The 26,907-nt window shown below is 56.7% G+C and carries 2 protein-coding genes and 1 pseudogene (1 of these 3 cut by a window edge); all 3 read right to left on the reverse strand.

Translation table 11 applies throughout. The annotated features are described in order from the left end of the window. Nucleotides 1–19,560 (reverse strand): annotated as a pseudogene (locus DCH402_RS13265) (SDR family NAD(P)-dependent oxidoreductase); the annotation flags it as partial. Beyond that, nucleotides 19,553–20,686, reverse strand: coding sequence for a MupA/Atu3671 family FMN-dependent luciferase-like monooxygenase (locus DCH402_RS13270; RefSeq protein ID WP_040001550.1), 1,134 nt, complete (start codon nt 20,684–20,686; stop codon nt 19,553–19,555). The pseudogene DCH402_RS13265 and the gene DCH402_RS13270, both read right to left, overlap by 8 nt. Beyond that, nucleotides 20,683–26,907: the 3' portion of a beta-ketoacyl synthase N-terminal-like domain-containing protein gene (locus tag DCH402_RS13275; protein WP_233276283.1), read on the reverse strand. The gene runs 1,284 nt beyond the window's last position; 6,225 of the gene's 7,509 nt are visible here — the last part of the coding sequence; its start codon lies off the right edge, out of view; its stop codon occupies nt 20,683–20,685. Before DCH402_RS13275 ends, DCH402_RS13270 begins: the two co-directional genes overlap by 4 nt.

Genomic DNA, 26,907 nt, shown 5'->3' on the forward strand with positions numbered 1-26,907 from the left:
CGTTTCCGCGTGCCCGGTCAGCGGCTTCAGCGACCCGATGGCAATCGACGACGGCTTCTCCTGCAAATACGGACCATACACCGCCTGAATAGCAACCAATTCAGACGCGTCCCCCAACTGGGAACCGTTGGCTTCCGGTTCGATATAAGACACGGTGGCCGGATCAATGCCGGCCTCGCTGAGCGCGGCCTCAATGGCTGATTTCTGCCCTTCGATATTCGGGCTGTACCACTTCAGCGGTGCTTTGCCGCCGTGGCTGACCCCGACGGCCTTCACATTGGCATAAATGGCATCGCCTTGCGCCAGTGCCATCTCCTCTGCTTTCAGGATAATGGCGCCGATCACTTCGCTTTTCACATAACCGTCTGAGTCATTGGCAAAACTTTTCGTGACGGGATGAGAGCTATATAAAGCCTGATCATCCGTACGATTCTGCACAAAAGGAGAGAGCCCCAACTCCGCCGTGGCGACAATCGCCTGCTGGCAGCGGCCTTCCTTGATGGCGCACATGGCGTGCCGGATTGCCACCAGAAAGCTGGCACAGCCGGTTTCAACGATTTCGCTTAACCCTGCCAGGTTCAGGATATTGGAGATACGGTTGGCATAAGCGGATATCTGCTCTGCCTGAAAGCGCCACTGTGCCGTCTGGGCCGGGTCCAGTCTGGCGGGAATATCCTGATAACCGGAATGTCCCCGTGTCGCGACAAACAGTCCGGTGCGTTTTTCACGGAACTGACTGAGGGTATACCCGGCATCCGCTACCGCCTGCCAGATAACTTCGAGCAATTTGCGTAGCTGAGGATCCAGCTTTTGCGCCTCTTTGTGCGGAATTTTGAACAGCTTATGATCGAAATACTCCACCCCGTCGAGATAACCGCCAATACGGCTGTAGCCGCTGTCTCGCGCCTGCAACGCCATCAGATATTTGCGCTTGTCGCTCAACACAGAAAGCGTCGTACGGCCGGCATTCAGGTTTTCCCAAAATTCGGCGATCTGCTCTGCCTGAGGGAAAATACCGGCCATGCCGATAATACTGACATTCCGCCCCGGTTCGTCTTGGGCCGGCGCGCTATCGGCGCTCGCCGGGTTGGCGTGAACCACGCGTTCTGCCGCCGCGGTTGGGCGGCCCGGCATCATCCGTCGCCCGCCGAGATGGCTACGCAGATGCTGCTGAATGTCCCCCAGGGTGTGGTATTCCATAAACAGCGAGCGAGACACATCAGGGAATGTTTCCCGGATGGTGTTCAACAACGCGACGGAGACGACGGAATCCATCCCCAGTTCATCGAGCGCGCGATCCGGGCTAATCATCTCTTCGGCGACTTTGAGCTGCCGACTGATGAGCTGTTTCAGATAGGTTTCAAGATTAACCCCAGCGCTGTCGCTCTCAGCCCCTGCGTCTTGCGATAACGACGGCGGCATCTCAGCCGACACGTCCGGCACCGGGTGGGCGGCACGGCTCTCAGCTACGTGCCTGACAACGCCGTTTTTCTCCTGACTCGCCGGCAGCCAGAAGGTCTGACGATCGAAGGGATACGTCGGCAGGCTGAGGCGGCGCGGGCGCAGCCCCCGATACAGAACCGACCAGTCGAACGCCAGCCCCTGGCACCACAGATTCAACAACCTGGCGTACTTGCCGCGCTCGGCCCATTTGGCAACGGCTTCGCGCAACTCTTCGTCCGCCGAGAACTGGGCCATCAGGCTTTTATGCGCGCCGCGTTGGCCCCGGTATGTGTCGTCAGGGTTGGCGGTACCTTGTAGAAAATCGTCGATCTTCGCCATCAGGTCGTGGAATGACGTGACGATCCATCCCAAACGTTCATCCATGGCATCGCGCCCGACTTGCAGCGTATAAGCCAGGTTGGTCAACGTCAGTTCGGCATCGCCTTGATGTCGCTCCAGATACTGCCTGAGATTCCGGGCAACCGACCGTAAACGCACCTCGTCTTTGGCAGACAACACAATCACATACCGATCCGCTACCGCCTGCGATACCGGGCGGGTATCACGATATTCTTCAATGACCACGTGCGCGTTGGTGCCCCCGAAACCAAAAGAACTGACGCCGGCCCGGCGCGGCAGCGGCTCGCCCTGCGCATTTTTCAGCGCTTGCCAGGGGCGATTTTCGCTAACGATATAGAACGGCGTGCCGGTGAAATCGATGTAGGGGTTCAGCGCCTCACAGTGCAGGCTCTTTACCAGGGTTTGGTGCTTCATTTGCAGCAGCACTTTAATCACGCCGGCAATACCCGCCGCCATTTCCAGATGTCCGATATTGGTTTTTACCGAACCGATACCACAGCCGACGTGGTGGTCTCCCTGCTGCGGCGAGGTGGCTTTTCCGGCGTTAAATGCGGCTTTCAGACTATTGATTTCTATCGGATCACCGAGTTTCGTTCCCGTACCGTGGGCTTCGATATAACTGACGCTGCCGGGGTCAATGCCGGCATTCCGGTAGGCGCTTTCCAGCAAGGCCACCTGAGCCTTCGGATTCGGCGCCGTCAACGAGCTGGCTCGACCGCCGTGATTCTGCGCACTGCCGCGGATCACACCATAGATGTGATCACCGTCCGCTTCTGCCGCCGCTAAGCGTTTTAGCAACAACATCCCGACCCCTTCGCCTCTGACATAACCGTCCGCCTGGCTGGAGAAGGTTTTACAGCGGCCATCGGCAGCAAGCATGCCGGCTTTGCAGAAGCTGACAAACGTATCCGGCGTGACCAGCGTATTAACCCCACCGACAATCACCATGTCGCAACCTTCATGACGCAGGGCCGATACCCCACGGTGGATAGCGATCAACGAGGATGAACATGCTGTTTCAATCGGCTCGCTTGGACCGTGGACATTGAGAAAATAGCTCATGCGGTTCGGCCCGACAGACGGCACGACTCCCGTGGCGGTGAAACCTTCCGCCGGCAGCTTCGCATCAACAATCAGACCGGAATAACCGGTGTTCCCCGTTCCAACGTAAATACCCAGCGTGCTGCCGGACAGAGAAGCCGCGGAATAACCGGCGTCTTCAATCACTTTCCAGGCATGGGTCATCAACAAACGTTGTTGTGGATCCATTAGTTCAGCTTCACGAGGAGAAATGCCGAAAAACAGCGGATCGAATTCCGCCATATCCTGGATAAATCCCCCCCAACGAATACTGTCGCGATTTTCAGCGCCATGCACCGCTTGCAGGTAGTCCCGCCAATTCCAACGCGCCGGCGGCACTTCGCTGATACAGTCTTTCCCCTGAAGCAGGTTTTCCCAGTACGTTTCAAGATCCGCAGCCATAGGGAAACTACCGCTCATTCCTACAATCGCAATCGCGTCGTGTTCATCACGCCGGGGCAGGTTACCGGCGGCCTGCACGCCGCGGCGTGCATCTTCCTGCGAGGTGTGAACGTCATGCCGTGGTGCGGCGTCATCTGCCGACGGATGGCTGGATAGCGGTGATTGCCGCATCACTTTTGCGGCAAACAAGCGACTGAAGTGGTCCTGATAGTGCTCGGTCAGGTAGTGGGTCAACCCGGCAATGGTCGGGTATTCAAAAAACACGGTCGGGAGCAGCTCCAGCGTGTATTGCCGGTTTAGCTTATTGGCAAACCCGGTCGTCAGAATCGAGTCGAAGCCCAGTTCATTCAGCTCGCTATCGATATCAATGTCGGCCGTCTCCACATGCAACAACGTGGAGACTTCCTGCACCAGCAACGACGCAATCACCTCATGCAACGCCTGCCTGTCCGTCTCGGTATGGCGCGCCTCGGTGGCCTCGTCTGGCCGAAAACGGGTCATAACGGGTTCGGCATGATACGCCTGAGACGGGTCAACGCGCTCATGATGAACAAACGCGTCACGCGCGCCGGCCTGATGCAAGACATCGGCGAATTTCGCCGCCAACACCGCCTGATACGTGTCGGCCAGGTAACCACTTAATGCTGAAAGGGTCGGGTATTCAAAAAAGACCGTCGGCAACACATCAAGCCCGTACTGACGGTTCAACTTGTTGGCAAACCCAGTGGTCAGAATTGAGTCAAAGCCCAATTCCGTCAACTCAAGATCCGCATCAATGTCTGTAGCGTCGACATCAAGTAATGCCGATACTTCTCGCATCAAACGTTGCTGTACTACACCTGCCAACTCTTGCTTATCAATCCCGGTTGCCGTCATAGGGCCAAATCCTTTTGCCTGTTCTGCTGCTACCGCCTCGTCACTGCGCTTTTCATCTTGTACCTGCTGCCGCCCTCGGAGCGTTCGGCGTAATTTTTCAACGTCGCCGGCAATGACCAACACCTGATTGTCTTCCCGCTCAAGAGCCTGATAAAAAGCCTGCAGGCCGGCATCCGTAGATATCGCCACCATGCCGGTACTTTGGTACATCATGGTTTCGACCGCGTCATCAACCTGCATCCCGCCCTCTTGCCAGAGTGGCCAATTGATCGCAAGGGTTCTTCCCATCCGCAACTGCGCAGCCACCTGTTGTTGACGATAGTGGGCGTAGGCATCCATGAAACTATTGGCTGTAACATAGTCGGCCTGCCCCGGATTACCCAATCCTGCTGCCGTTGAGGAAAACAGAATAAAGAAATCCAGCGGATGCTGTGCCAGAGCCTGATCCAGATTCACGGTTCCCTGCACTTTGGGGGCCAACACCGCCTGAAAATCCGCCTCGGACTTTTTCAGCATGTAGCCGTCACGCAGCACGCCGGCGCAATGCAGCACGCCGTTGAGCGTCCCATACTGCGCCGTCAGGGTCGCTATCAGTGCGTCAACCCCTTGCCGATCACACACATCAAGGCTGTGGTAATCGACCTGTGCGCCCAACGCAGCCAACCGGCTGAGCGATGTCTGAATGCGGGCGTTCATGGCGGAGCGTCCGGTTAAAATCAACCGGGCATGTCGGGTCTGACGCGCAATCTCCGTGGCGAAAACAAGCCCCAGCCCTCCGGCGCCGCCGGTAATCAAATAAACCCCCTGCTCTTTCCACGGCATACGGGGGAGCGTGGGCAGCGCAGACGAGGCGTCGGCAGTAGGGTGCGCCAGCGTACTGGTCATCACGCCGACTTCCTGCCAGAACAGCACTTGCCGCCCTTCACGGCCATAGCGAATATGACGTTCGTCCGGCACAAGGCGACTTTCACGCAGCATCTCGCCCACCATATCGGCGCTGACCGACTCATCCAGCTCAATCAATTGACCGATAACATGGGGATTCTCTAAACATGCCGTTTTTAACACCCCGCCGAGTGCGGCCAGTAACCGAGCCGGGAAATCACCCACCACCACCAGTTGCAGGAATATCGCCTGTTTGGGCTGGTCGGCTAACATCGTTTTTACATGCGCAAACAGCGCCAACGCATTCTGATGAAAGCTCAGGGCGATATCGTCCCGGTTCATTCCCGGTAACACGACGTCGCCCGTCAGGCCACGCTCGGTGGCGCTAGCGGGGTCACCACACAATAAGATTTGGCGGCTCGCGTATGAATGCGGAACAACGGTATTGACCGGAGCCGGTTTACGACGCCACTGCGGTACCAGCAGGAGCGTCCCCTTCTCCGGCGTCGGCGTCGGCTCAGGCGTGCGAGCGCTAAAGCCGCGCAGGGAAACACACAACACGCCGGCATCGTCGTACAACGTGATGGTCAGTCTTTGCACTTTTGCCTGGGGATCCGGCTGCACGCCACCGTCATAGGAAATACTGGCCCACATGGCGGGTGTGCAGCGATGCAATATATCTATCGACTCCATATCAAAAGGCAATCCCAGCCGATGCTCGCGGGACAACCCCAGCGTCGCCTGTAATGCCGAATCCATCAGGCCAGGGTGCAGGACATACTCGTCCAGTGTGTCATGGTACGCCTCAGGCAATACCAGCCGCGCCAGAACGCGTCCTTTCGCCAGATACAGCCTTTCAATGCCCTGATGTCCTGGCCCGTAGATGATCCCCAACCGACGAAAAGCCTGGTAACACTCATAATTATCCATGCTGCCGTCCTGATGCCCGGCCATCGCGACAGACAAGTCGAGTGTTTCCCGGTCATCCGACAGCGGGTCCATGACACGCACATTTCCCTGACAATGCGTCTGGGTTTGACCATCCGCCGTCAGAGAACAGATTTCAAACCGCATCACCTTCGTTGACTGCGGCGACAATTTAACCGTTAACGGGTAAATCCCATCGGCAACCGCAGATGGCTGCGGAGGTTCGGCAATGAACGGACGCACCCACACAATCTGCGTCAATTGCAGATGCAGCCCGGCACCGACAACTTGCTCAACGGCGGCACGCGCCATTTCGAGATAAGCCACGCCGGGCAACAGCTTTTTCCCGTTAACCCGATGGTCGGCCAGAAAAAACTCATGACCGTCAAACCAGGAGGTAAAGCTGAGCCCATGAATATCCGACGTGTTGCGATGCACCAACGGATGCAGACGATGCGGACTGGTTTTGACAGCGGGCACCATCGTGTCTTGTCGATCACGCTCCGGCGTCTTGATCTTCAGCCAGAAGCGATCGCGTGCGAACGGATACGTCGGCAAACCGAGGCGGCGAGGTTTTGCCGCGGCCGGATACCATTGCTTCCAGTCAACCTGTCCGCCTTTCACCCAAAAATCGAGTAGTTTGTCGTAGCGGCCTTGTTGTAACCATGTTCCGACCATCGCTTGCCAGGTCTCTTCATCAGCCAGCATCGACAACGATTCTTTACCGGCTTTAACACTGCCGCGATAGACCCCTGGCGGCATGTCTGCGCCGGCAAGGTAGGCGGCCAGGGTGTGTTTCAACTCCTGCACTGAACGAACGACAAAGGCCAGGCGTTCCTCCATCGCTTCGCGCCCCACTTGCAGGGTGTAAGCGATCTCCGTCAGGCTAGGCTGCTGGTCTGCATACGCGGCGGAATCCAGAAATGCGGCCAGGCCTTGCACCACGTCATCCAGCCGCACCGCCTTTTTGGCCGACAGCACAATTGCTACCGGTGCGGCCGGAGCGACAGAAATAGCCGCCGGAAGCGCAGACGACGCATGGCCGACGTCAGACTCCGGCGCATACTCTTCGAGAACAATATGTGCATTCGCCCCACCGATACCAAAGCTACTGACACCGGCGCGTCTCGGCACCGGCCGACCGGCCGCATCTTCCCCGGCAGGCCAGGCTTGTGTCTCCCTGACCAGATAGAACGGGCTACCGGCCAGCTCCAGATAGGGGTTTGCCGTCTTAAGGTGCACATTGCCGGGAATTTTCCGGTGGCGGAACATCAGCAGAATCTTCAGCACACCGGAAATGCCGGCGGCCGCTTCCAGATGCCCGATATTGGTTTTCACCGATCCCAGACCACAATATGCCTGTTGGGGCATCGGCTTATTCTGTTCCCGGTAGAGGGTTTCAAACGCTTTTTTCAACCCATTGATTTCAATCGGGTCGCCCAGTTTCGTTCCCGTACCGTGGGCTTCGATATAGCCGACCGTCTCGGGATCAATGCCGCTACGACGATAAGCCTGAACCAGCAGTTCTTGCTGTGCCAGCGGATTCGGCGCCGTCGGCGAGGTGGCTTTACCGCCATGATTCTCGGCACTGCCGCGAATCAGGCCGTGAATACGATCGCCATCGGCTTTCGCCTGACTGAGGGGTTTGAGCATAATGGCTCCGACCCCTTCACCACGACCATAGCCATCGGCGCTGATATCAAATGTTTTGCAGCGACCGTCCTCACTCAGAATACCGGCCTCCCCGGCGGTAATCGTGATCCCTGGGTTGGCGATAATGTTGACGCCCCCCACAATCGCCCGATCACAGCTACCGGAGCGAATCGCCTCTATCGCACGGTGAATGGCGACCAGTGAACTGGAGCACGCCGTATCGATAGGCTCGCTGGGGCCGCGCAGGTTCAATACATAAGAAACACGGTTTGCCAGCGCGAAGTGAGACAGCCAGGGCGGGTCACCGATCCCGAATTTATCGTGAGAGTACTTCAGCCAGGCGTCTTTATACTCAGACGTTGATACGCCGACAAAAACCCCGGTATTGCTGCCCGATAAATCACTGGCGCAATAACCGGCATCCTCGATCGTAGCCCATACCGTTTCCAGAAAAACCCTGAATTGCGGGTCCAGTGATTGCGCCTCACGCGGAGAAATCCCGAAAAACAGCGGGTCGAAACAATCGACATCCTGCATGAAGCCGCCGCAATTCACTTTGGTTTTGCCGGGGGTTTCATGCGGATCGCCATAATATTCCCGCCAGTTCCAGCGATCTGCCGGCACCGGGCTGATCAAGTCGCGATTCGCCTCTAACTGTTGCCAGAATTCGTCCAGATTGCGGGATTGAGGAAACCGGCCGCTCATCCCGATAATCGCTATCGCGTCGGATGTGGGTAACGCGCTCGCCCCGGCGGTTATCCCGCGGGAAGACGGAACGCCTGATGCAGCCTGGTCGGACGCGGCGTCGTCAAAGGGCGCGATCATCGCTGCTGCCGACGGCTGGCTTTGCGATGACGTCCATCGGCCAACGGCTTTTCTGCCCTCACCCACTTTCGTTGTGCCGGTGACGGTAAGCTGAGGCGGGCGTACCGCCGCCATACCGGATACGGCTCCGGCGGTGATGGGGAATGCGGCGGTTTTATCCGCAAAAGCGTCAGGGTAAGTGCCCGCCAGATAGTTTCCCATCGCCCTCAGGGTTGAATGCTCAAAGAAAACCGTCGGCATCAGTGCCAGCCCATAGGTTTTATTGAGACGGCCGGCGAATTCGGTGAAATCGATAGAGTTGAAACCGTATTTGGATAACTCCATATCCAGCTCTATCTTTTTCTCATCAAGCTTTTGCAGTTGTGCGACCATACTGACCAACACAGCGCAAACCTGCCCAACCTTAACCGCGCTACCGGCTGTGGTCGGCTTATCGATAGCCGCTGAATGCACCGGTGATGAATGCGACTGCGCGTGCCCGCCATAGAGCCTGGCCTGGATTTTTTCTGCGTCGCCATATATCACGCCAAGCTGGGACTCCTGACTGTGCAGCCCCCGAATCAATGCCCGGATCCCCGCATCGGTGGGCATCGGCATCAACCCGGTCTGCTGCCTGAGCAGTACTTCATCCGGGGCTGAAATCCCCATACCGCCGTCGCGCCACAACGGCCAGTTTATCGCCAGGGTTTTCCCCCGACGCAGACCGGCGGCGACCTGCTGATTACGCCGGACGGCGAACCCATCCATAAACCCATTGGCGCCGGCATAATCCGCCTGACCCGCATTACCAAAAGCGCTGCTCAGTGAAGAGAACAGCACCATAAAATCCAGATTGCAGTCCTGGGTTGCCTCGTCAAGAGCCAGCGTTCCCGCCACTTTCGGGGCTAAAACATCAAGGAATTCCGTCTCCGTTTTATTCACAATCAACGCGTCACGAATGATGCCCGCGCTATGAATAACGCCGTTCAGTTGACCTTCTTTTTGCAGGATCTGCCGTACCATCTGCCGGGTTTGTACCGGATCGGTCACATCCCCTTGCAGGTAAGTCACCTCAATCCCTTGTTGCCGTAACGCCACCAGGCGCTGTTCACCTTGTGCATTCAGGGCAGAACGACCACTGAGCACCAAACGAGCCTGATATCTCGTCCCCAGCTCACGGGCAACCTGATAGCCAATCCCCCCCAAACCGCCGGTAATCCAAATGACGCCGCCGGAAGACACCGGCAGTGCGTCTTCCGCCATGTCTGACTGCGTTATCCGGCGCCACGCCTTCACGGAGCGCTTGCCCGCGCCATCGTAATAAATCTCGGTAGCGTCATTCACATCATGCATTTCGCACGGCAACTGCGTCAGCAGCAATGACACCGCTTCTGTGGAGTCGTGGTATCGGATCACTTTTCCATTGATGCCGGCGTGTTCTTGCCGGGCCGTTTTGAGCACCCCTGAAACAGCGGATAACCACGCTTCATTTACCGGTTCCGACGCCAGCAACAATATGGACTGCCGACGGGATGTTGCGCGGCAAGCACGTATGCTTTCTTTGATGTGGGCAAACAGCTGTTGCAAACAATGCGTAAATTGCTGTGGCGCATCGCCCTGCCCGACAGACAAGTTCACCACCTGGCAATCGGGCCAGCTATGTTGTAACGCGGTTTGCAGCGCCGTGTTTTCATCCGCCAGAATAAAACACGGCGGCGGCAGCGCTGAATCATCGCCATATTCCGGCGCGGTGCCTCTATCCTGCGAGACCCACTGAGGCCGGGCAAAAACCAGCTCCGCACGTGGTGAAGCCGACGCGCTGACCATGCTCAGCCCTTTCATCTCAACCAAAATATGCCCGCGCTCATCGGTAAGCCAGATGTCGCAACGTACGACCCGATGTTCAGCCCCCGTTTCGGACTGTGTTTGGCGAAGATAAGCCCGGACACTGGCAGGTAATGGCTGATAGACGCGTAGCGCATCCATGCTAAACGGCATCAGTGGGTGAGCGCCTTGCCGTTCGCCGCCGACGGCCAGCAGAATGCCGGCCAACACAGCGCCATTCATCAGTGCCGGGGGTAATCCCTGTTCTTCTTGTGCACCGATGCAATCCGGATGCACCGCCAGCGTCGCCAGCGCTTCCTGATGCCCTTGCTTATAGTCGGTGATGCCAAGCAATCTGGGGCCAATGGCGGCGCCGAAAAATTCGGCGCAGTCATGATGAGAACGCCTCTGGCGACAGCGTTGCGCAATATCGTCGAGTTGCAGAGGTTGGGGCGCCGTTGCGTCTGTACGCCCGGTCATCACCCGTCCTTGCGCATGAACCTGTCCCTGCCGACTGATTACGCAGTAATAACCCTGCTCGTCCTGATGCAGGCACAGATCGATATCCGCGCCCTGTTCACCCACCGTCACCGGTTGGCGCCAGACCACATCGCTAAGGCCGACCACCGCTTCACAATGGCTTGCCGGAAGGTGCGATACCGCCAGTTCTCTCATCCATTCCAGCGACAACATGCCGGGAAGCAAGCCACCGTGATCCTGCAAAAAATACTCGCTGCCGTTTAACACTTTACTCGTGCGATTGACGACCGGTGCCGTGCCCAGCGCCGCCTCAACGGTAGCCGCTGGCCGCTGAGGCGTAGCGTTATGCGTTGTGTGCACATCCGCTCGATGGGGTAGCGGTAAAATTCGCGTTGAGAACCCCCGCATACTGACGCAGATACGGCCATGATCGTCGCAGAGGTCGATATCCATTTTCTGTACCTGCTCATCCGCCGGGCTTGCGGTTGACGCCAGTCGCAGCCACACCCAGAGACGAGAGTCGATCTCACCGAAAACATCCAGTTGTTCCAGCGCAAAAGGCACATACGCTGCGCCAGACAACGCGCCCGCGCGATTCAGCCCGAGGCTGGTTTGCAAGGCCGCATCTATCAGGCTCGGGTGCAGCACGAATGCTGAGGATATCGCGGCGTCCGGCAGCGCAATTCGCGCCAATACCTGACGCTCCCCGGTCAGCAACCGTTCTATGCCCTGAAAGGTTTCACCATAATTCAACCCCATGTCGAGAAACGTTTGATAACAGTGTTCAGCCTGATATTCCGGGCCTGTCATCTGTTGCTGCAATTGGTTGAGATCCAGGTAGTGCGGCTCTGATGCCGGCCCTCCTGCGGCGGCGTCATCGAAGGGCGGAGCAATGATTCCCTGCCCATGAACCGTGCGTTGCTGACGGTCGTCTTGCGAATAAATCTGGTAGTCAATGAGGCCATTATCCTGCTCGCTGAGCCCCAGATAGAGCGTGGTGGTCTGTTGTTCGGCTACCACCGGTTGAAGCCAGAGCACCTGCTTTAGGCGGAAATACGGCGAGTGCGCAACGGGCATAACGGGAGCAGCGGCATACGCGTATGCCGCCCGGGCCATTTCCAGATAGCTGACGCCCGGCAGCACCTTCTGCCCATGAATTTGATGATCGGCAAGGAAAAACTCCTCGCCGCTGAACGCAGCGCGAAAACGAAGCTCAGCCAGCGTTGACGCATTCTCTTTCAGCAGCGGATGTAGCGCCCCGGTTTCGGCGCTTCGCTCCGGCGATGAAGAGAACGCCGTGGCGTCTTCTATCCAGTAATGTTCTCTGGCGAATGGATAGGTCGGTAAGACGACGCACCGCGGCACATCCGGCAATAACGCGGCCCCGTCCAGCTCATACCCCTGACAATAATAATCCGCCAGCGCGGACAGGATTTCCTGATATTCCTGTCCCTTCGCGTGTTGCGACTGGTGTAATAACGCATCGACATGTTGCCGAATGGTTTTCTGCCCGCTGAAGTTCAGCGGGACTTTGCCGCGAAACAGATTCGGACGTGACGAATGCGCCGCCTGCCGTAAACTGACGATGACGCCTTCCCGATCTTCAACCACCAGCGCGAGACGGTATTGGAAATGTCCTCGTCCCCGCAGCAGGGTATAACTGATCGCCGCCAATCCCTGATCGCTGGTCTGCGGTTTCTGCACGTGCGCAATCAGATCATCGACTTTACGGTATAACGCCTCGTCGGTTTTGGCCGACAGGCAGAGAAGATAGTGGCTGCGCGTCGGCCCCGGCGCCGAAACCGGCTGCGGGTATTCCTGCATCACCAGATGAGCGTTGGTTCCACTCATGCCGAAAGCGCTCACGGCCCCCATTCTCGACCGGTCCGACCTTATCGGCCAGGCTTTGGCGGTTTTATTGACATAAAACGGGCTCTCCGCCCAGGTAATGTAGTCATTTTCCTGTTGGCAGTGCAGGCTTGCGGGGATGATTTGCTGATTTAGCGCCTGAATCAGGCTGACGGCGCTCACCAGTCCCGAGGCGGCAAACGTATGGCCGAAATTGGTTTTTGTCGACGTCAGGGCGCAAAAAGCCTGTTTATCGGTATACGCGCCGAATGCATCATTCAGCGCATTAATTTCGACCGGGTCGCCAAGGCGGGTCCCTGTTCCGTGCGTCACGATATAGTCGATCTGCTCGGGATTGATATGCGCACGCTGATACACGCTGTTGAGCAACTCGGTCTGCGCAACGCCGTTCGGCGCGGTGATCCCATTCGTTTTACCGTCATAATTGATACCGCTGGCGCGAATCAGGCCATGGATCAGATCGCCATCGGCTTGCGCCTGCGACAAACGTTTCAGCACCAGCACCACCACCGCTTCACCCGGCACCATGCCGTTAGCGCGCTGATCGAAGGTATAACAAACGCCATCTTCAGAGATCATCCCTGAGCGCGTCATGATGTCGAAACCTTCCGTCGAGAGTTGCAGGCTCACGCCGGCCGCCAGTGCGGTATCGCATTCCCGGTTACGCAGACTGGCGCACGCCAGATGCGCCGCGACCAACCCGGATGAACAGGCCGTATTGACTGCCAGCACCGGGCCGTGCAGGTCAAGAAAATAGGCCAGCCGTGAAGCCAGAATACCATTGTGATTGGCAGTAATTTCAACGTGTTCGGTCGATGCGAAACGCCCGTATGCTCCCTCTTCCACACCCACGAACGTACCGATGTGATGCTGCCGCACCGTTTGCGCGCCGTAACCGGCGTGCTCCAGCGCTTTCCAGGCTTCCTGTAACAGCTGGCGCTGACTGGGGTCCATGTTTTGTGCTTCGCGGGGCGAAATTTCAAAAAACAGCGGGTCAAACTCGGCCGCGCCCGGTATCACGCCGCACCATAACCCCTGCTCCGTCGAGGTATCGCCATCACGACAGGATTCGTCCCGGCCGCGCAGGTACTCGGCACTCACCCGGCTGACAGACGATTTCCCCTCGGCCAGATACTGCCACATCTCATCGATATCGCGGGCACCGGGAAAACGACCGCTCATGCCGATAATCGCAATCGGCTCTTCACCATCGAATGAGGTGTCCTGCGCATCGTGGCGAGCCGCTTCCCCAACCGCCGGGCGGATACCATGAGGAGCATCCGCTCGAGCCGATTCGGCGTTCGGGTCAGACACCTCGTCTGCGTTGCCCAATCCGCGGTAATAGGCCTGCATCAACTCACCGTACGTCGACATAAAGTACCGGCAGAGTTGCGACAAGGTGGCATGCCCGAAGAACAGGGCCGGTGAAACCGTGATGTTCCAGTGCTTGCCAAGGCTGGATGCAAATTCAGCCAGGCTTATCGAATCAAACCCGAAATCGGCCAGGTTCATGTCATGATGCAGGCGGTGTCGATCAATCGCTAAAATCTGCCCCACCGTCTGCTGCAATTGCCACAGCACACATTGCTCAACCGTCAGCCCCTGCATTTCCGGACGACGAAGAGATGCGATGGCTGTTGCTGCTGCCGTGGCTGAGCGCTGCGGCGCGCTATCCTGACGCACAGCGGATTCACCCGGTAAGCCGTTACCCAGTAAACGCTGAATACCGGCAGGTTGCCCGACCATCACCAGTGACGAACCGGCGTCACTGACGAGCAGTTGCTCAAACACCCTCACCCCTTCTTCACTGCGTAACGCACGTTGCCCACTGGTTTTTAAGTAAAGGGATGTGGCCTGCTCTCGCTCAGTCGAACGTTGCGTCATGCCTCCGTCCTGCCAAACCGGCCAACTGATCGCGATGGTCTTTCCTGTCGGCGAGGGTGCCTGTTCGCCAGCGCCTGTCTGGCTGTTGCGGCTGTTGGCATAAGCGGTTTGAAAACGGTTCGCTACGGCATAATCACAGCCGCCAAAATCGCCGAAAACCGCCGCGCTGGAAGAAAAATAGGCAACAAAGTCCACTATCTCTTGCGTACCGAACACGTTTTGCCATGCCTGATCCAGAACCAGCGTCCCCTGAATTTTGGGCGCCAGTACCTGACGCACTTCATCACGATCTTTTTCTGCCAATGTCCGTGTGGTTTGAACGCCGGCGGTATGCAATATGCCGTTGATCTTGATGCCCTGACGCTGGCAATCGGCGAACAGCGATTGCATTTGAGACAATTCACTGACGTCCGCCTGAAGATAAATCGCCTGGCCGCCGTGCCGCTCAATTGCCCGTAAACTCGCCTGTTTTTCTGCATCCAGCGGGGAGCGGCCAACCAGAAGCACCTTCGCCATAAAGTGCTCGCACAGATAGCGCGCGAATATTTGCCCTAACCCGCCGAGCCCACCGGTAATCAGGTAACATCCGCCAATTTTTAACGCGCTCTCTGTTTTTAACCTGTCATCGGGTTTTGAAACACCATTCGCGTTTAAGGACGCGTCGGCGTTTAAAATATCGTCGCTTTCTAAACCGTCATTTTCTAAACCGTCGTGTCCCAACCGGGCCGATTCGAAAGTCAATACATGGCGCTTGCCCTGGCTATACCGCACACCGTGAACCGGTTCACTTTGTAGCTCCGCCCAGATGTCGGACAAACATCCGCTGACCCAAAGCCATTGATCTGTCTCGGCGGCCTCGGTCAGTTCAACTGCGGCAAACGTGACTTGTGTTGCCGGCAGCACAAAACGTAACGAGGTGCCGAACGCGACTAACGCATCGGCATAGCAACGCGCCAGCCTGCCGGTAAACGCGCTGACCACCAAAACACGGCCTACAGCCAATCCGCTGGATAGCAGCCCCTGAAACAGCGGCACTAATTGATTCATACCGGATTCAGGTTCAACAAAGCACAGCAATGCGTCTACCGCTCCCGGCTCGCTCTGCGTCCGCTGGCCAGCCTGTACCTGAGTAAAATAGCGGCGATAGGCACCGACATCGGTAGCCGATAAGTCATCCGGGGTAAAAAATTCCGTCGTTGTCTCACCGGCAATCTGCCTGATACCACGCTGTAGCGTGGTCTGAGCCGCTGCGGGCGCGACGCAAAGCAAGCGCGTTATCTGACGTTCAGCGCGATGCGGCGCATCCGGCAACGGTTGCTGTCGCCACTGTTCGCGATAGACCAGCACGACATCATCCTGTTCCGGGGCGGTTGCCTTATCCGGCTCAATCGGTACATGACGCAAAGCCTGCTCGGCTTTTCGGCTCTGCTGACCCGGTGCGGATAGCGTTGCGGCAGGCGTAGTCGTTACGGGGTTATCCGCCGCTGGGATCCAATAACTTTCCTGTTCGAACGGGTAGGTTGGCAAGTGCAGCCTGCGTGGCGCCTGCCCCGGATATAACACCCGCCAATCTGTCGGCTCTCCCCGAAGCCAACACGCCAACTGCCCGCCAATCCGCGCAGAGGTTACGCCGGGCCTTTCACCTTCGCTAAGTAACGCTTCGGCGGCGTTGGAATAGGTCGCGGCGGGCACATCGGCATAATACAGATCGGGACATGACCGGAATCCCTCTTCAGCCGTAAGATAACGTTCCACGCTCTCCCGTAAGGCTGACCAGCTGTCGGCAATCCACGCCAGACGATGAGACATCGCCGTTCGCCCGCATTGCAGGGTATACGCCAAATCCCTCATGTTTTCCGGTTCATCCCCGGCCATCAGGTTTGCGGCCATCTGCTTTAACTGCGGTTCGCTTTTCGCAGACAAGACTACCAGGAACGGCTCGTCGGTATCTGACGGCGCATCCTGACGTCCCTCTTGTTCATCCGCGTTTTGCAACACCAAATGCGCATTGGTTCCCGAATGTCCGAAAGCGCTGACGGCGGCAAAACGCCGTTCCTGTTCCCAGCGTTTGAGTTCGGTATTGACATAAAAAGGGCTGTCGGCAAAGTTAATATCTTCATTTGGCCGGACATAATTGAGCGACGGCGGGATTTCCCGGTTTTTCAACGCCAGCGCCGCCGTAATCACATTCACGATGCCGGAAGCGGCTTGCGTATGGCCGATGTTGGTCTTTGGCGAGGTCAATGCGCAGTACTGCTTTTTATCCGTACCGGCACGAAACGCATCAATCAGTGCATTGCATTCGATCGGGTCGCCTAACATGGTGCCGGTACCGTGGCTGACGACATAGCCTATCTGGTCGGGAGAAACACCGCTTTTCTGGTGAATCTGGGTGTAAAGCTCACGCTGTCGGGCACCGTTGGGCGCGGTCAGGCCGTTGGTTTTACCATCATAGTTAATCCCGCTACCTTTAATGACGGCATAAATATCATCACCCTCTCGCCGTGCTTCGCTATAACGCTTTAACACGACCGTCGCACAGCCTTCACCGACCACCATACCGTTGGCGCGGTCATCAAACGCGTAGCACGTGCCGTCTGGCGAAAGCATGTCGCCCATACGGGACAAGGCATGTAACAGCCGCTCCGGCTGGCAGATCAGGTTACAACCGCCGGCAAGTGCTAATTCGCTTTCACCGCTTAAAATGCTCTGACAAGCGTAATGTACGGCAACCAGCGATGAGGAGCAGGCTGTCCCGATAGAAAGCAACGGACCTTTGGTATCAAGGAAATAACCAATGCGAGCCGGTGCGGTTCCCGTATGCACCGAGGTAATGGCAGACGCGTCGGTCAGCGGATAATCAGACTCCTCCATACCGACGAAGATGCCATGCTTTTGCCCATACCAGTCATGCGGGTCATAGCCTGCATCTTCAATCGCCCGCCACGCCGATTGCAGTAGCAAGCGATGGTGCGGATCCATGTAACGCGCTTCTCGCGGAGAGATCTTGAAAAACAGCGGATCAAAGCGGTCGATGTGCGTCATAAAACCACCCCGGGTGGTTTTCATCTGAAGATCACTGCGGGCCAGCCGATCATCAGGCACCGGGCCGATAGGACACCGACCTTCCCGTAACACTTGCCAGAATTCCGCGGCGTTGTCGGCGCCGGCAACGTTAATATCGATGCCGATAATGGCGATATCATCATCATGATGGCTGTTTTGCGAGGGAGCCGCATCGTAGCGGCGCCTGTTGGCCGAACCGCTGTCGCGCATTTGTGCGGCCAGCATGTCGGCTAACGCCGCCGGCGTGCTGTAGCTGAATAGATCCGAACGCCGTAACGTAATCGGATAGGCCGCCGCCAGCCGTTTGACGAAAGCCGCAACAGAAACAGAATCCAGGCCAAGATCGGTAAATGCCTGATGGTCTGTGTCTTCACTTGCACCTTTCAGCCCCAGCAAACGGCCTATTGTCGCTCGTAGCTCCGCGCTGGCCTCTGCAGCCGAATCGCCGGCCCGGTTTTTCTCAGGGCTAAACGGCTTATCATCAATCGGCAATGTTTGAGAGACGGAGGGTTGAGAGACTGAGGTTTGAGAGACTGGGGGGTGAAACCAGTAGTACTCACCCGCCAACGGCTCATGAGCCCGCGGGAAATCGGCGCCAGCGACCTGAGCGCCCCGATATTCTTCAATCACGATATGGGCATTGTTGCCGCCTGAGCCATAGCTATGAATCGCCGCAAGTCGGGGGTGATCATCCGCCGGCCATGCCTGCGTTTCAGTCGCCAAACGACAGGGAACATCATGCGTATCGCAATATTCATTCGCTTGCTCAAAGTCCGGAATTTTATGAATTTTATCGGTCTGAAGACTGCGGATCACTTTCAGCAACGCCCCCAGAGAGGACGCGGAGTGCATGTGCCCCAACAGCGGCTTTAGACTACTCACCCGGCAGTAACCGGGCTCGAATGTCAGCCCTTGTTCATCGCATAGCTGGCGTAACGCCCGGTTTATCGCGGTCCATTCCGCAATATCCGCGACAGGCAGCCCCATGCCCTGCGCCTCAATGTAAGACACCCGCCGCGGGTCGATCCCCGCTTCCCGGTAACAGTCCTTGATCAGTTCACAATGCGCATCCGTATTCGGTGATGCCATTGAAATACCACCCTGACCATTGAAGTTAACCCGGGTGTGTTTGATGACGGCATAGACTCGTCGGCCGGCGGCTTCAGCATCCGCCAGACGCTCGAGCAGAATGGTGCCGACCCCTTCTGAGCGAATGAACCCATCCCCGTCTTTACCGAAAGAGCGTACCGTTTTCCCGTGGGTCAATTGATTGGAATCGTTCAAGCGGTTAGTGACATCCGGCATCAGCATCACATTAGCGGCACCGACAATGGCACGGTCAATCACACCGGCTCTGAGCGCCAGCGTCGCTCTGTGCAGTGCCACGGCAAACCCGGCACAGGTTGCATTGATTAATTCGCTGGGCCCGGCTAAATCAAACTGGTAAGAAATCCGGTTCGCAATCATGCTGTCGGCCTGCGACAGGCCGAACTCAGGTCGATAGCCGTGGCGCGCCATCAGCGCCGCGTACTCATTGGACTCACAGCCGATAAACACCCCGGTCTGCGTTTTTCGCAGAGATTCGGCAGCAATGCCGGCATCTTTCAGCATGTGATAGGTTGACATCAACAACAGGCGTTGCCTGGGATCCAGCTCTTCGGCCTCTATCGGTAAAATACCGAACACTTCTGGCGCAAATGACGCGATGTCAGGAATAAATCCCCCCGACAACACAGACCATTGATCATCGCCCCCGTTTTCCCCCTGTCGATACCATGCCTGGCGCTGTGCCGGTAGTTCGGTGATTAAGGCGTCATCCGCATCCAGATGTCGCCATAACTCAGCCACACTCATACATTGCGGGAAATACCCGGCCAGCCCCGTAATCGCCAGCGGCGCATTGTTTACATGCGTCGCGGACACATCCAATAGCGAATCCGATGTGGTCGTTTTATGGTGTTGAATCCACTGTTCAAGGAAAGACAGGTGTTCTGATTGATCATGCATAAGCCACCTTCTCCCGCTTGAGATTGAATTCAACTAATTGCTGTAAATAACCAAAAGCATTGCGGACTGCGGCGTAGTCGATGCCAAAGTCCTGAAGGAAGGCAATTTCATCGACGCCAGACGCGATGGCTAAATCAATCTGTTTCTGGCACTCCTCAAGCGGGCCAAAGATGCCTCCGGTTTTGAAGTAACGGGCATAGGCATAATCAAGAATGTGGTCAATCTGGCTGTTGTCGAAATGCTTATCCCGGGCTTTCATCTGCGGAATAATGCTGCTGCGGATATACGCTTTGAAGGGCTCGCGCACCACCTGCTGTACCCACTCCCGATCCGGATGAACAAAGGCGTGCATCATCAGGGTGACCCGACCGCTTTGCGGGTCCAGCCCGGCTTCCGCCCGGGCGGCGCGGTAAACATCTACGTATTTTCTGAACTCGTGCAGGTCGATACCATGCAACATGCCGAATACGTTATAACCCTGCAGGCCCGCATGCCGAAACCCCTGTTCGGAAAGGCTGAAATACCAGATATTTATCTCTTTCTGAATGGGGCGCGGATAAACCACCGTCGGAAAAATCTCTCCGCCGGGACCGGGAAAATCCACCGTTTCCCCTCGCCATAGTTTCTGTATCACCGGAATCCGCTGATCGCGTATTGTTGCCCGGTCCTCATAAGTTTCCGGCGACAGGATAAAATCCGCTTTGTTCCAGCCGCTCCCCACCCCCAGGTCAACCCGGCCGTCAGAGAGGATATCCACCATCGCCCAGTTTTCGACAATTTCGACCGGATGATGCAGCGTGTTCGTCACCGCTGCCGAACGTAACCGCACGTTTTTGGTTAGCGGCGCAAAGTAGGCGGCAGCGATGCTGTTATTGGCGTAAATAGAGCCGAACTCATAAAAATGGCGCTCAGGAAAGCAAACCGCTTCAAAACCTGCCTGATCGGCAAACTCGACCAGTTCACGGGCAAAGCGGTATTTATCCCGGTCTGAGACATCTTTTCGAACATCCGAAAAAAACAGATAGCTAAAAGAGATGCCGGCACCGGATTCACCGGCCTTTGCCGTCGCCCCCAGGCTGCGGTTGCCGGAGAAAAAATCGTCCAGTTTTTGATTTATCGTCGTCATAGCCGGATGTCTCCTGTCTCCACCTGTTGCCGCAATTTATCCATCAATAGATTGGGCGTCGGATGTTCGATCAGCCAATTCGGCTGCACGGGAACTTTCATCTGTTTTTCCAGCGTGGTGCTCAATTGCATCGCAATAATCGAGTCCATTCCGTAGTCTTGCAGGGGTTTGTCCCAGTCAAGACTGCTGCCCAGTTTCATAACCTTTTCAATTCCGGCCGCCAACACGCGACGAAGCTCTCCATCACGTTCAGCCGGGGGGGTGGCGTCAGGCGCGACCGCCGCCTCAGGCTGGGTGGATTGGAATACGGAACGTTGAGTCGCCAGCGGCGGCGGCACCGGCCGGGCGGTGGTTATCACGCTTTCCACTTCTTGCCGTAGTTCGGCGGGTAAGTCGGCTAACGACAGCGACGAGAGATAATCTGCAAATTCTGCCGTCGATAACCGCCCGGCGCTGAAAAGATGGATTTTTTGTCGAACCGCATCGGCGATGGAACGGCTGGGGCTGACAGACGGCGACACGGTCTGATCATCGCCAAGGCCCAGTAACGCTTTGGCTTTTTGTCTGTCCGTGACGGCAACCAGCGCCGTGACCTCGTCATTCCCTGCTGTTTGCAGCGCCTGCACCGCCGCCACGGCATCAATACTTCCCATGCCCTGTTGCGCCAAAAACGCTAACCGCTCGGCCAGCCGCGAACCGTCAACAGCGCCATCGACGTTCCATTGTCCCCAGCAAATCGAAGAAACCCGTCCCTGCCTTTGCCTGAGAGAAACCCGCCGTTGGCGGTATCGGGCAAACGCATTCTGGAATGCGGCGGAATAGGCATAATCAGAAGAACCCTGAAGGCCAAACGCCGCAACGGAGGAAAACATCAGGAAGAACTCCAGCGGCTCATTCGCGGTTGCCGCATCAATGTTCAGGGTTCCCGATACTTTCGCCGCCATCACCTGCCGGAACGTATCCCAGGGTTTATCCAGAATCGAACCGTCATTCACCTGCCGGGCCAGATGTATCACCCCATGCAGGGTGATGCCTGCCGATTTCAGGGACTGCATCGCCTGGTTAAGGCCATCGATATCCAGAATATCGACGGCACGGTAAATCACCTGAGCGCCGGACGCCCGGATACGCGCCAAAATCGGGGCGACCTGATGTTCCGGACGACGGGAAAAAATCACCAACCGTGCCTGATAGTGGCAGGCTAACACCTGACACACCTGCTCCCCCGTCTCGCCCAGCGCGCCGACCATTAAGTAGGTCGCCCCGGTGCGAAAGCGCGTTTCAGGCGCCGGATGTTCATCGGTTTCGCCGACACGGAGCTCATAGCGGCGGCCACGGCTGAAACGGAGAGTCGGAGTATTGACGGCATGAGTATGTTTTCCCGGTTCAGAAAGCGGTATCTCATCGCCCAGCCAGGTTTGCATCAATTGCAGCGCGACATCCTGCGCCGTTGCCTGAGTCTCGACAATGACGCTCCGATAGCGATGCCCGACGGTTTCCAGGATCGCAGACCGGAACAATCCGCAAAGCGCTTCATGTTGTACATCCGTCATCGTCAGGCTTTGCTCATAATCCGCCCGATGGCAGCAATAGAACTGTACCGGGTTCAGCCGGGCAACCGCCTGCACAGCCTGAACACACAGGTACGCAAGCTGCAGGCCATACCCGGTTTCGGCGTCTGCGCCCTGAGGTAAGAACAGAAAAACCACCAGTGGTTTACCCGCATCGGTGACTGCCGCCGAGAGTGCGGATTTCAGCGCATTAATCCCCGTTGGCGCCTGTAACACATGGTGCTGCAACGTGATATTCCGCACATCCCAGATAGACGGCGGCATATCAGCAATATGTTGAATCTGTTGACAAACCTGCTCGATATCCCGGCAATCAGAAGGGGTCTGGCTGAGGACCAGAATTTGCCGATCGCGGCTGGCCTTGATCCGCTCAACCCATTGGTTACCTTCATGTTCCGTTACCTCGACCCACGTCTCTGTAGCTCGCAGCCAGTGGGTTTCTCCGGTTTCAACCACCGGCGTTTTCGCTGCATCTTGCGGCAAACACGGCAGACTCTGCGCCGCCGTCACCGCCGACGCGGCTTTTTCTTCAAACCAGCACGATTGTTTGAAAAACGGATAAGTCGGCAGGCTGATTCTTCCCGGGAAACGACGGCCGGCGGACTGCCCCGCAGCCCTGGCCTCGGGGTAGAGTAAATCCCACGGAATATCCAGACCCGTCACCCATAATCCCGCGAGCTGATTCAGGTTTTGCTGATGTGCCCATTGTTCAATAACTGCGCCGAACTCGGGGGTATCGACAAACGCTTTATAAGAAGGCGCGTTGTAATTCACCCGGCCTCTAAACAGCGGCGGAGCGGAAATATCGCCGTGAATGCATTGGGTTAATGTTGCTTGCAGTTCACTGGCCGAGCCCGTAACAAAAGCGAGACGCTCCTCCATCGGCTGGCGTCCACGCTGCAAGGTATAAGCCAGTTGCTGCAAGTCGACGTCATGCCCATCGGTCTGTTCCCGCTGGAGCCAGGCCAGCAGATTTTCCGCCATCAACGGCAAACGATCGGCTCGCATTGCCGAGAGCACGATCAACACCGGTCTGGCCGCCGGAACGGTTTCAACCGCCGGCGCCAGATACTCTTCAATCACCAGGTGGGCATTGGTACCGCTGTAACCAAAGGAGCTCACTGCCGCTCTTCGCGGTTGCCTTTCATCATGCTGCCACGGCTTAAGTTGGGTATTGACGTAGAAAGGCGAGTCATCGAAGTCAAAGTGTGGGTTCGGCGTACGAAAGTGCAGCGACGGCACCAGTTGCCGGTGTTTCATCGACAGCAACACCTTCTGCACGCTCGCCATGCCAGACGCTGCCGACGTATGGCCAATATTGCTTTTTACCGATCCCAGACCGCAGAAGTTTTTGCGCGAAGTCCGTTCTCTGAACACCGAGGCCAACGCTTCAAGCTCAATCGGATCGCCCAGTTTGGTGCCGGTTCCGTGTGTTTCAACGTAACTGATTGAATCCGGGTCAATCTGGTATTTCCGGTAAATCTCTCTTTCCAGTTCTATCTGGCTGTTGACGCTGGGTGCCGTGATCCCATTCGTCTTACCGTCTTGATTAATGCCCGAACCAATGATGACGCCATAAATATGGTCGCCATCCTGTTCAGCCTGCGACAAGCGTTTCAGTACCAGACACCCGGCCCCTTCGCCGGGTACAAAACCATCCGCCGTATTATCAAACGCTTTACACTGACCTTCGGGAGACAACATACCGGCAGAACACATGCCGATATACGTTTCCGGCATCAGATACAGGCTAACCCCGCCGACCAATGCCAGATCGATTTCACCATTTTGCAGCGCCTGAATAGCCAGGTGCGTGGTAACCAGAGACGAGGAACACGCCGTATCGACAGGAATGGCCGGTCCTTTCAGGTTCAGGAAATACGGAATCCGCGCTGCACCGATCGCAAAACTGTTACCGGTCCCGGACAGCGGCGTAGCGGAATTGAGCATCATATGGGCATATTCATAACTCATAATCCCCATATAAACGCCGCACTTCTTATGGCTCAGTTCTTCAGGGCTGTAACCGGCATCTTCAAACGCTTTATACCCTTCCTGCAGGAAGATCCGATGCTGAGGGTCCATTCCCTCTGCTTCTGCGGGGGAGATCGAGAAAAATAGCGGGTCAAAACGGTCGATATCGCTTAATGCCCCGAGCCACTTGCAATATATTTTGCCGTCTTTGCTACGGTCAGGATCGAAATAGTGATCGACATCCCAACGCGTTTTAGGCACTTCACGAATCGCGTTATGTCCATCCGTTAAGTTATTCCAGTATTGGTCCAGATTGTCTGCATCGGGGTAGCGCCCCGACATCCCGATAATGGCTATTTTCTCGGTCGTCGGGTTAATCACCCGATCATGTTCGGGTATCGATACCGATGCCGGCACGGCCAGATTTTGCGCATCCCGAGGCAAATTCGGCGGTTCAGGGATATCGGTTAATGTGACCGTGACCGGCTTTGGGGGCAACCCGCCGCCATCCTGCCGGGTGGCAATGTACTCAGCCAAAGCATGAAGAGTCGGATAATCGTACAGGCGGGTAGCAGAAAGATGGATGCCCAATCCCTTGTTAATCTGATTGATCCATTCAGCACCGATAATGGAATCCAATCCCAACTCCGAGAATGCACGATCGTTGCCGATTTTTTCCGGTGTCATGTAGAGTGCATCGGCCAGACTGGTTTTCAGTAACCGGGTTATCTCGCCAACGTGCTCACGCTGAGCCGATGATCGGTCAGTCGCTTGGGGGGCAAGGTCCATTTGGGGTGAATCAGCCGTACCGCCTTGCAGTTGCGTTATTATCTTCTTATCTTCATGCCGTAACAGCGCGTCAGCCTCGGGGCTTTCCGACAAGGGGTTATCCGACAAAAGGTTATCCGACAAAGGGTTATCCGCCGCGTCGCTGTGATTCCCATTGAGCACAATAAACTGCGCCAGTTGACGAACGCTGGAGTAATCATAAAGTCGCGTGGCGGACAGCGAGCTGCCCAGTTGTCGATTGATGTCATGAACCCATTCAGCTCCGACAATCGAATCGAGCCCCATCTCGGCAAAGGAGCGATCACTATGAATATCCGCCTCCGGCGAACACAACGCCTGGGCCAGACTCACCCGTAATTTTTCGATAACACTCGCCAGAGAAACACCTCCATGCCGGTGTTCCGCATGAAGAGCGCCATTAGTATGTGTTGGGTTGACCCCGTTAATTTCTCCGCCGCCCGCGGTATTCCGGGTAGATGTCGACGTCGATGTCGACGTAGATGTAAATGTAGATGTCGACGTAGATGTAGCGTGGCCATTGATGCCATGACTGAGGTGAACAGCCGTCTTGTCGCCCGGCCGTTGCGCTGCCGCCGCGCCGTTCAGCACGGCTGACTGGTCGATGTCTCTTTTCAGCATCAGCGGCGGCAACGTCATTTTCCCGGCATGATTCGCCGTGACGCCAGCGGTGGTTGACTGTTTAACCGTTTTTTGCGGCTCGGGTTGACGCCGCGTTGCTTTTATCCAGTAACGCTGGCGGTCAAACGGATAGGTTGGCAGCGCCAGACGAGAGTAATGCTGACCCGCATATAATTGCAGCCAGTCAACCGCTCTGGTCTCCACCCATGCCTGGGCGATTTTCGTCCACTGGCGGCTCTGCCACCAGCGCGTAATATCCTGAATATCAAGGTTGGGTAAACGACCGGATTCATCGCAATTGACAAAAATCGCCCCCTCGCCGGCGGCGGCCAGCGGATCGCCGGCAATGATGGCCAGTTGACGCAACAGCGATGCCACATCTTCCGCAACGAACGACGCCCTCGCTTCCATCGCATCTCGTCCGGTTTGCAGCGTGTAGGCGAACTGCTTGAGATTTCTCGCTACATAGTCTGAATTTTCAGCGACATACTGCATCAGGTGTTGCGCATAAACCTGCAACCTTTCACTGTTTTTGGCTGACAGAACGATAACTTCCGGGCCATGCCCGAACGACACGGCCTCTTCAGGTTCCCGACGGTATTCCTCAATGACCAGATGAACGTTCGCCCCCCCCGCACCAAACGAACTCACCCCCGCACGCAGCGGCTGCAACACATCGTCGACGAGCGGACGCTGCCATGCCTGACCCTGCTGGAGTACATAAAACGGGCTATTCTCCAGTTCCAGCAAGGGGTTCAGCGTCTGGCAGTGCAGTGACTGGGGCAGATATTCATCCCGCATCGCCAGCAAAACCTTGATGACGCCGGCGACACCGGCGGCGGTTTCCGTATGCCCGATGTTCGATTTAACCGAGCCTAACGCGCAGTGTTTCACCACGGCTTTCCCGGCGCCGGCCTCGGAATGAAGCCCATGCGCCTGATAAAGATCGTGAAACGCCATTTTCAAACCATTGACTTCAATAGGATCGCCTAACGGCGTGCCGGTTCCATGACACTCAATATAGGAAATACTGCGGGGATCGACGCCGGCTTTCATATGCGCATCGCGGACAAGCTGAGCCTGAGCATTCGGATTCGGCGCCATCAAAGACGTCGCTGCGCCGCCATGGTTCTCTGCCGAGCCGATAATCACGCCGAGAATAGTGTCTTTATCGGCCTGCGCATCTTTCAGCTTTTTCAGCAGTACGACTCCCACGCCTTCCCCTCGGGCATAACCATTCGCCTGTTC

Origin of the sequence: Dickeya chrysanthemi NCPPB 402 (assembly GCF_000406105.1) — a bacterium.
GTDB classification, from domain to species: domain Bacteria; phylum Pseudomonadota; class Gammaproteobacteria; order Enterobacterales; family Enterobacteriaceae; genus Dickeya; species Dickeya chrysanthemi.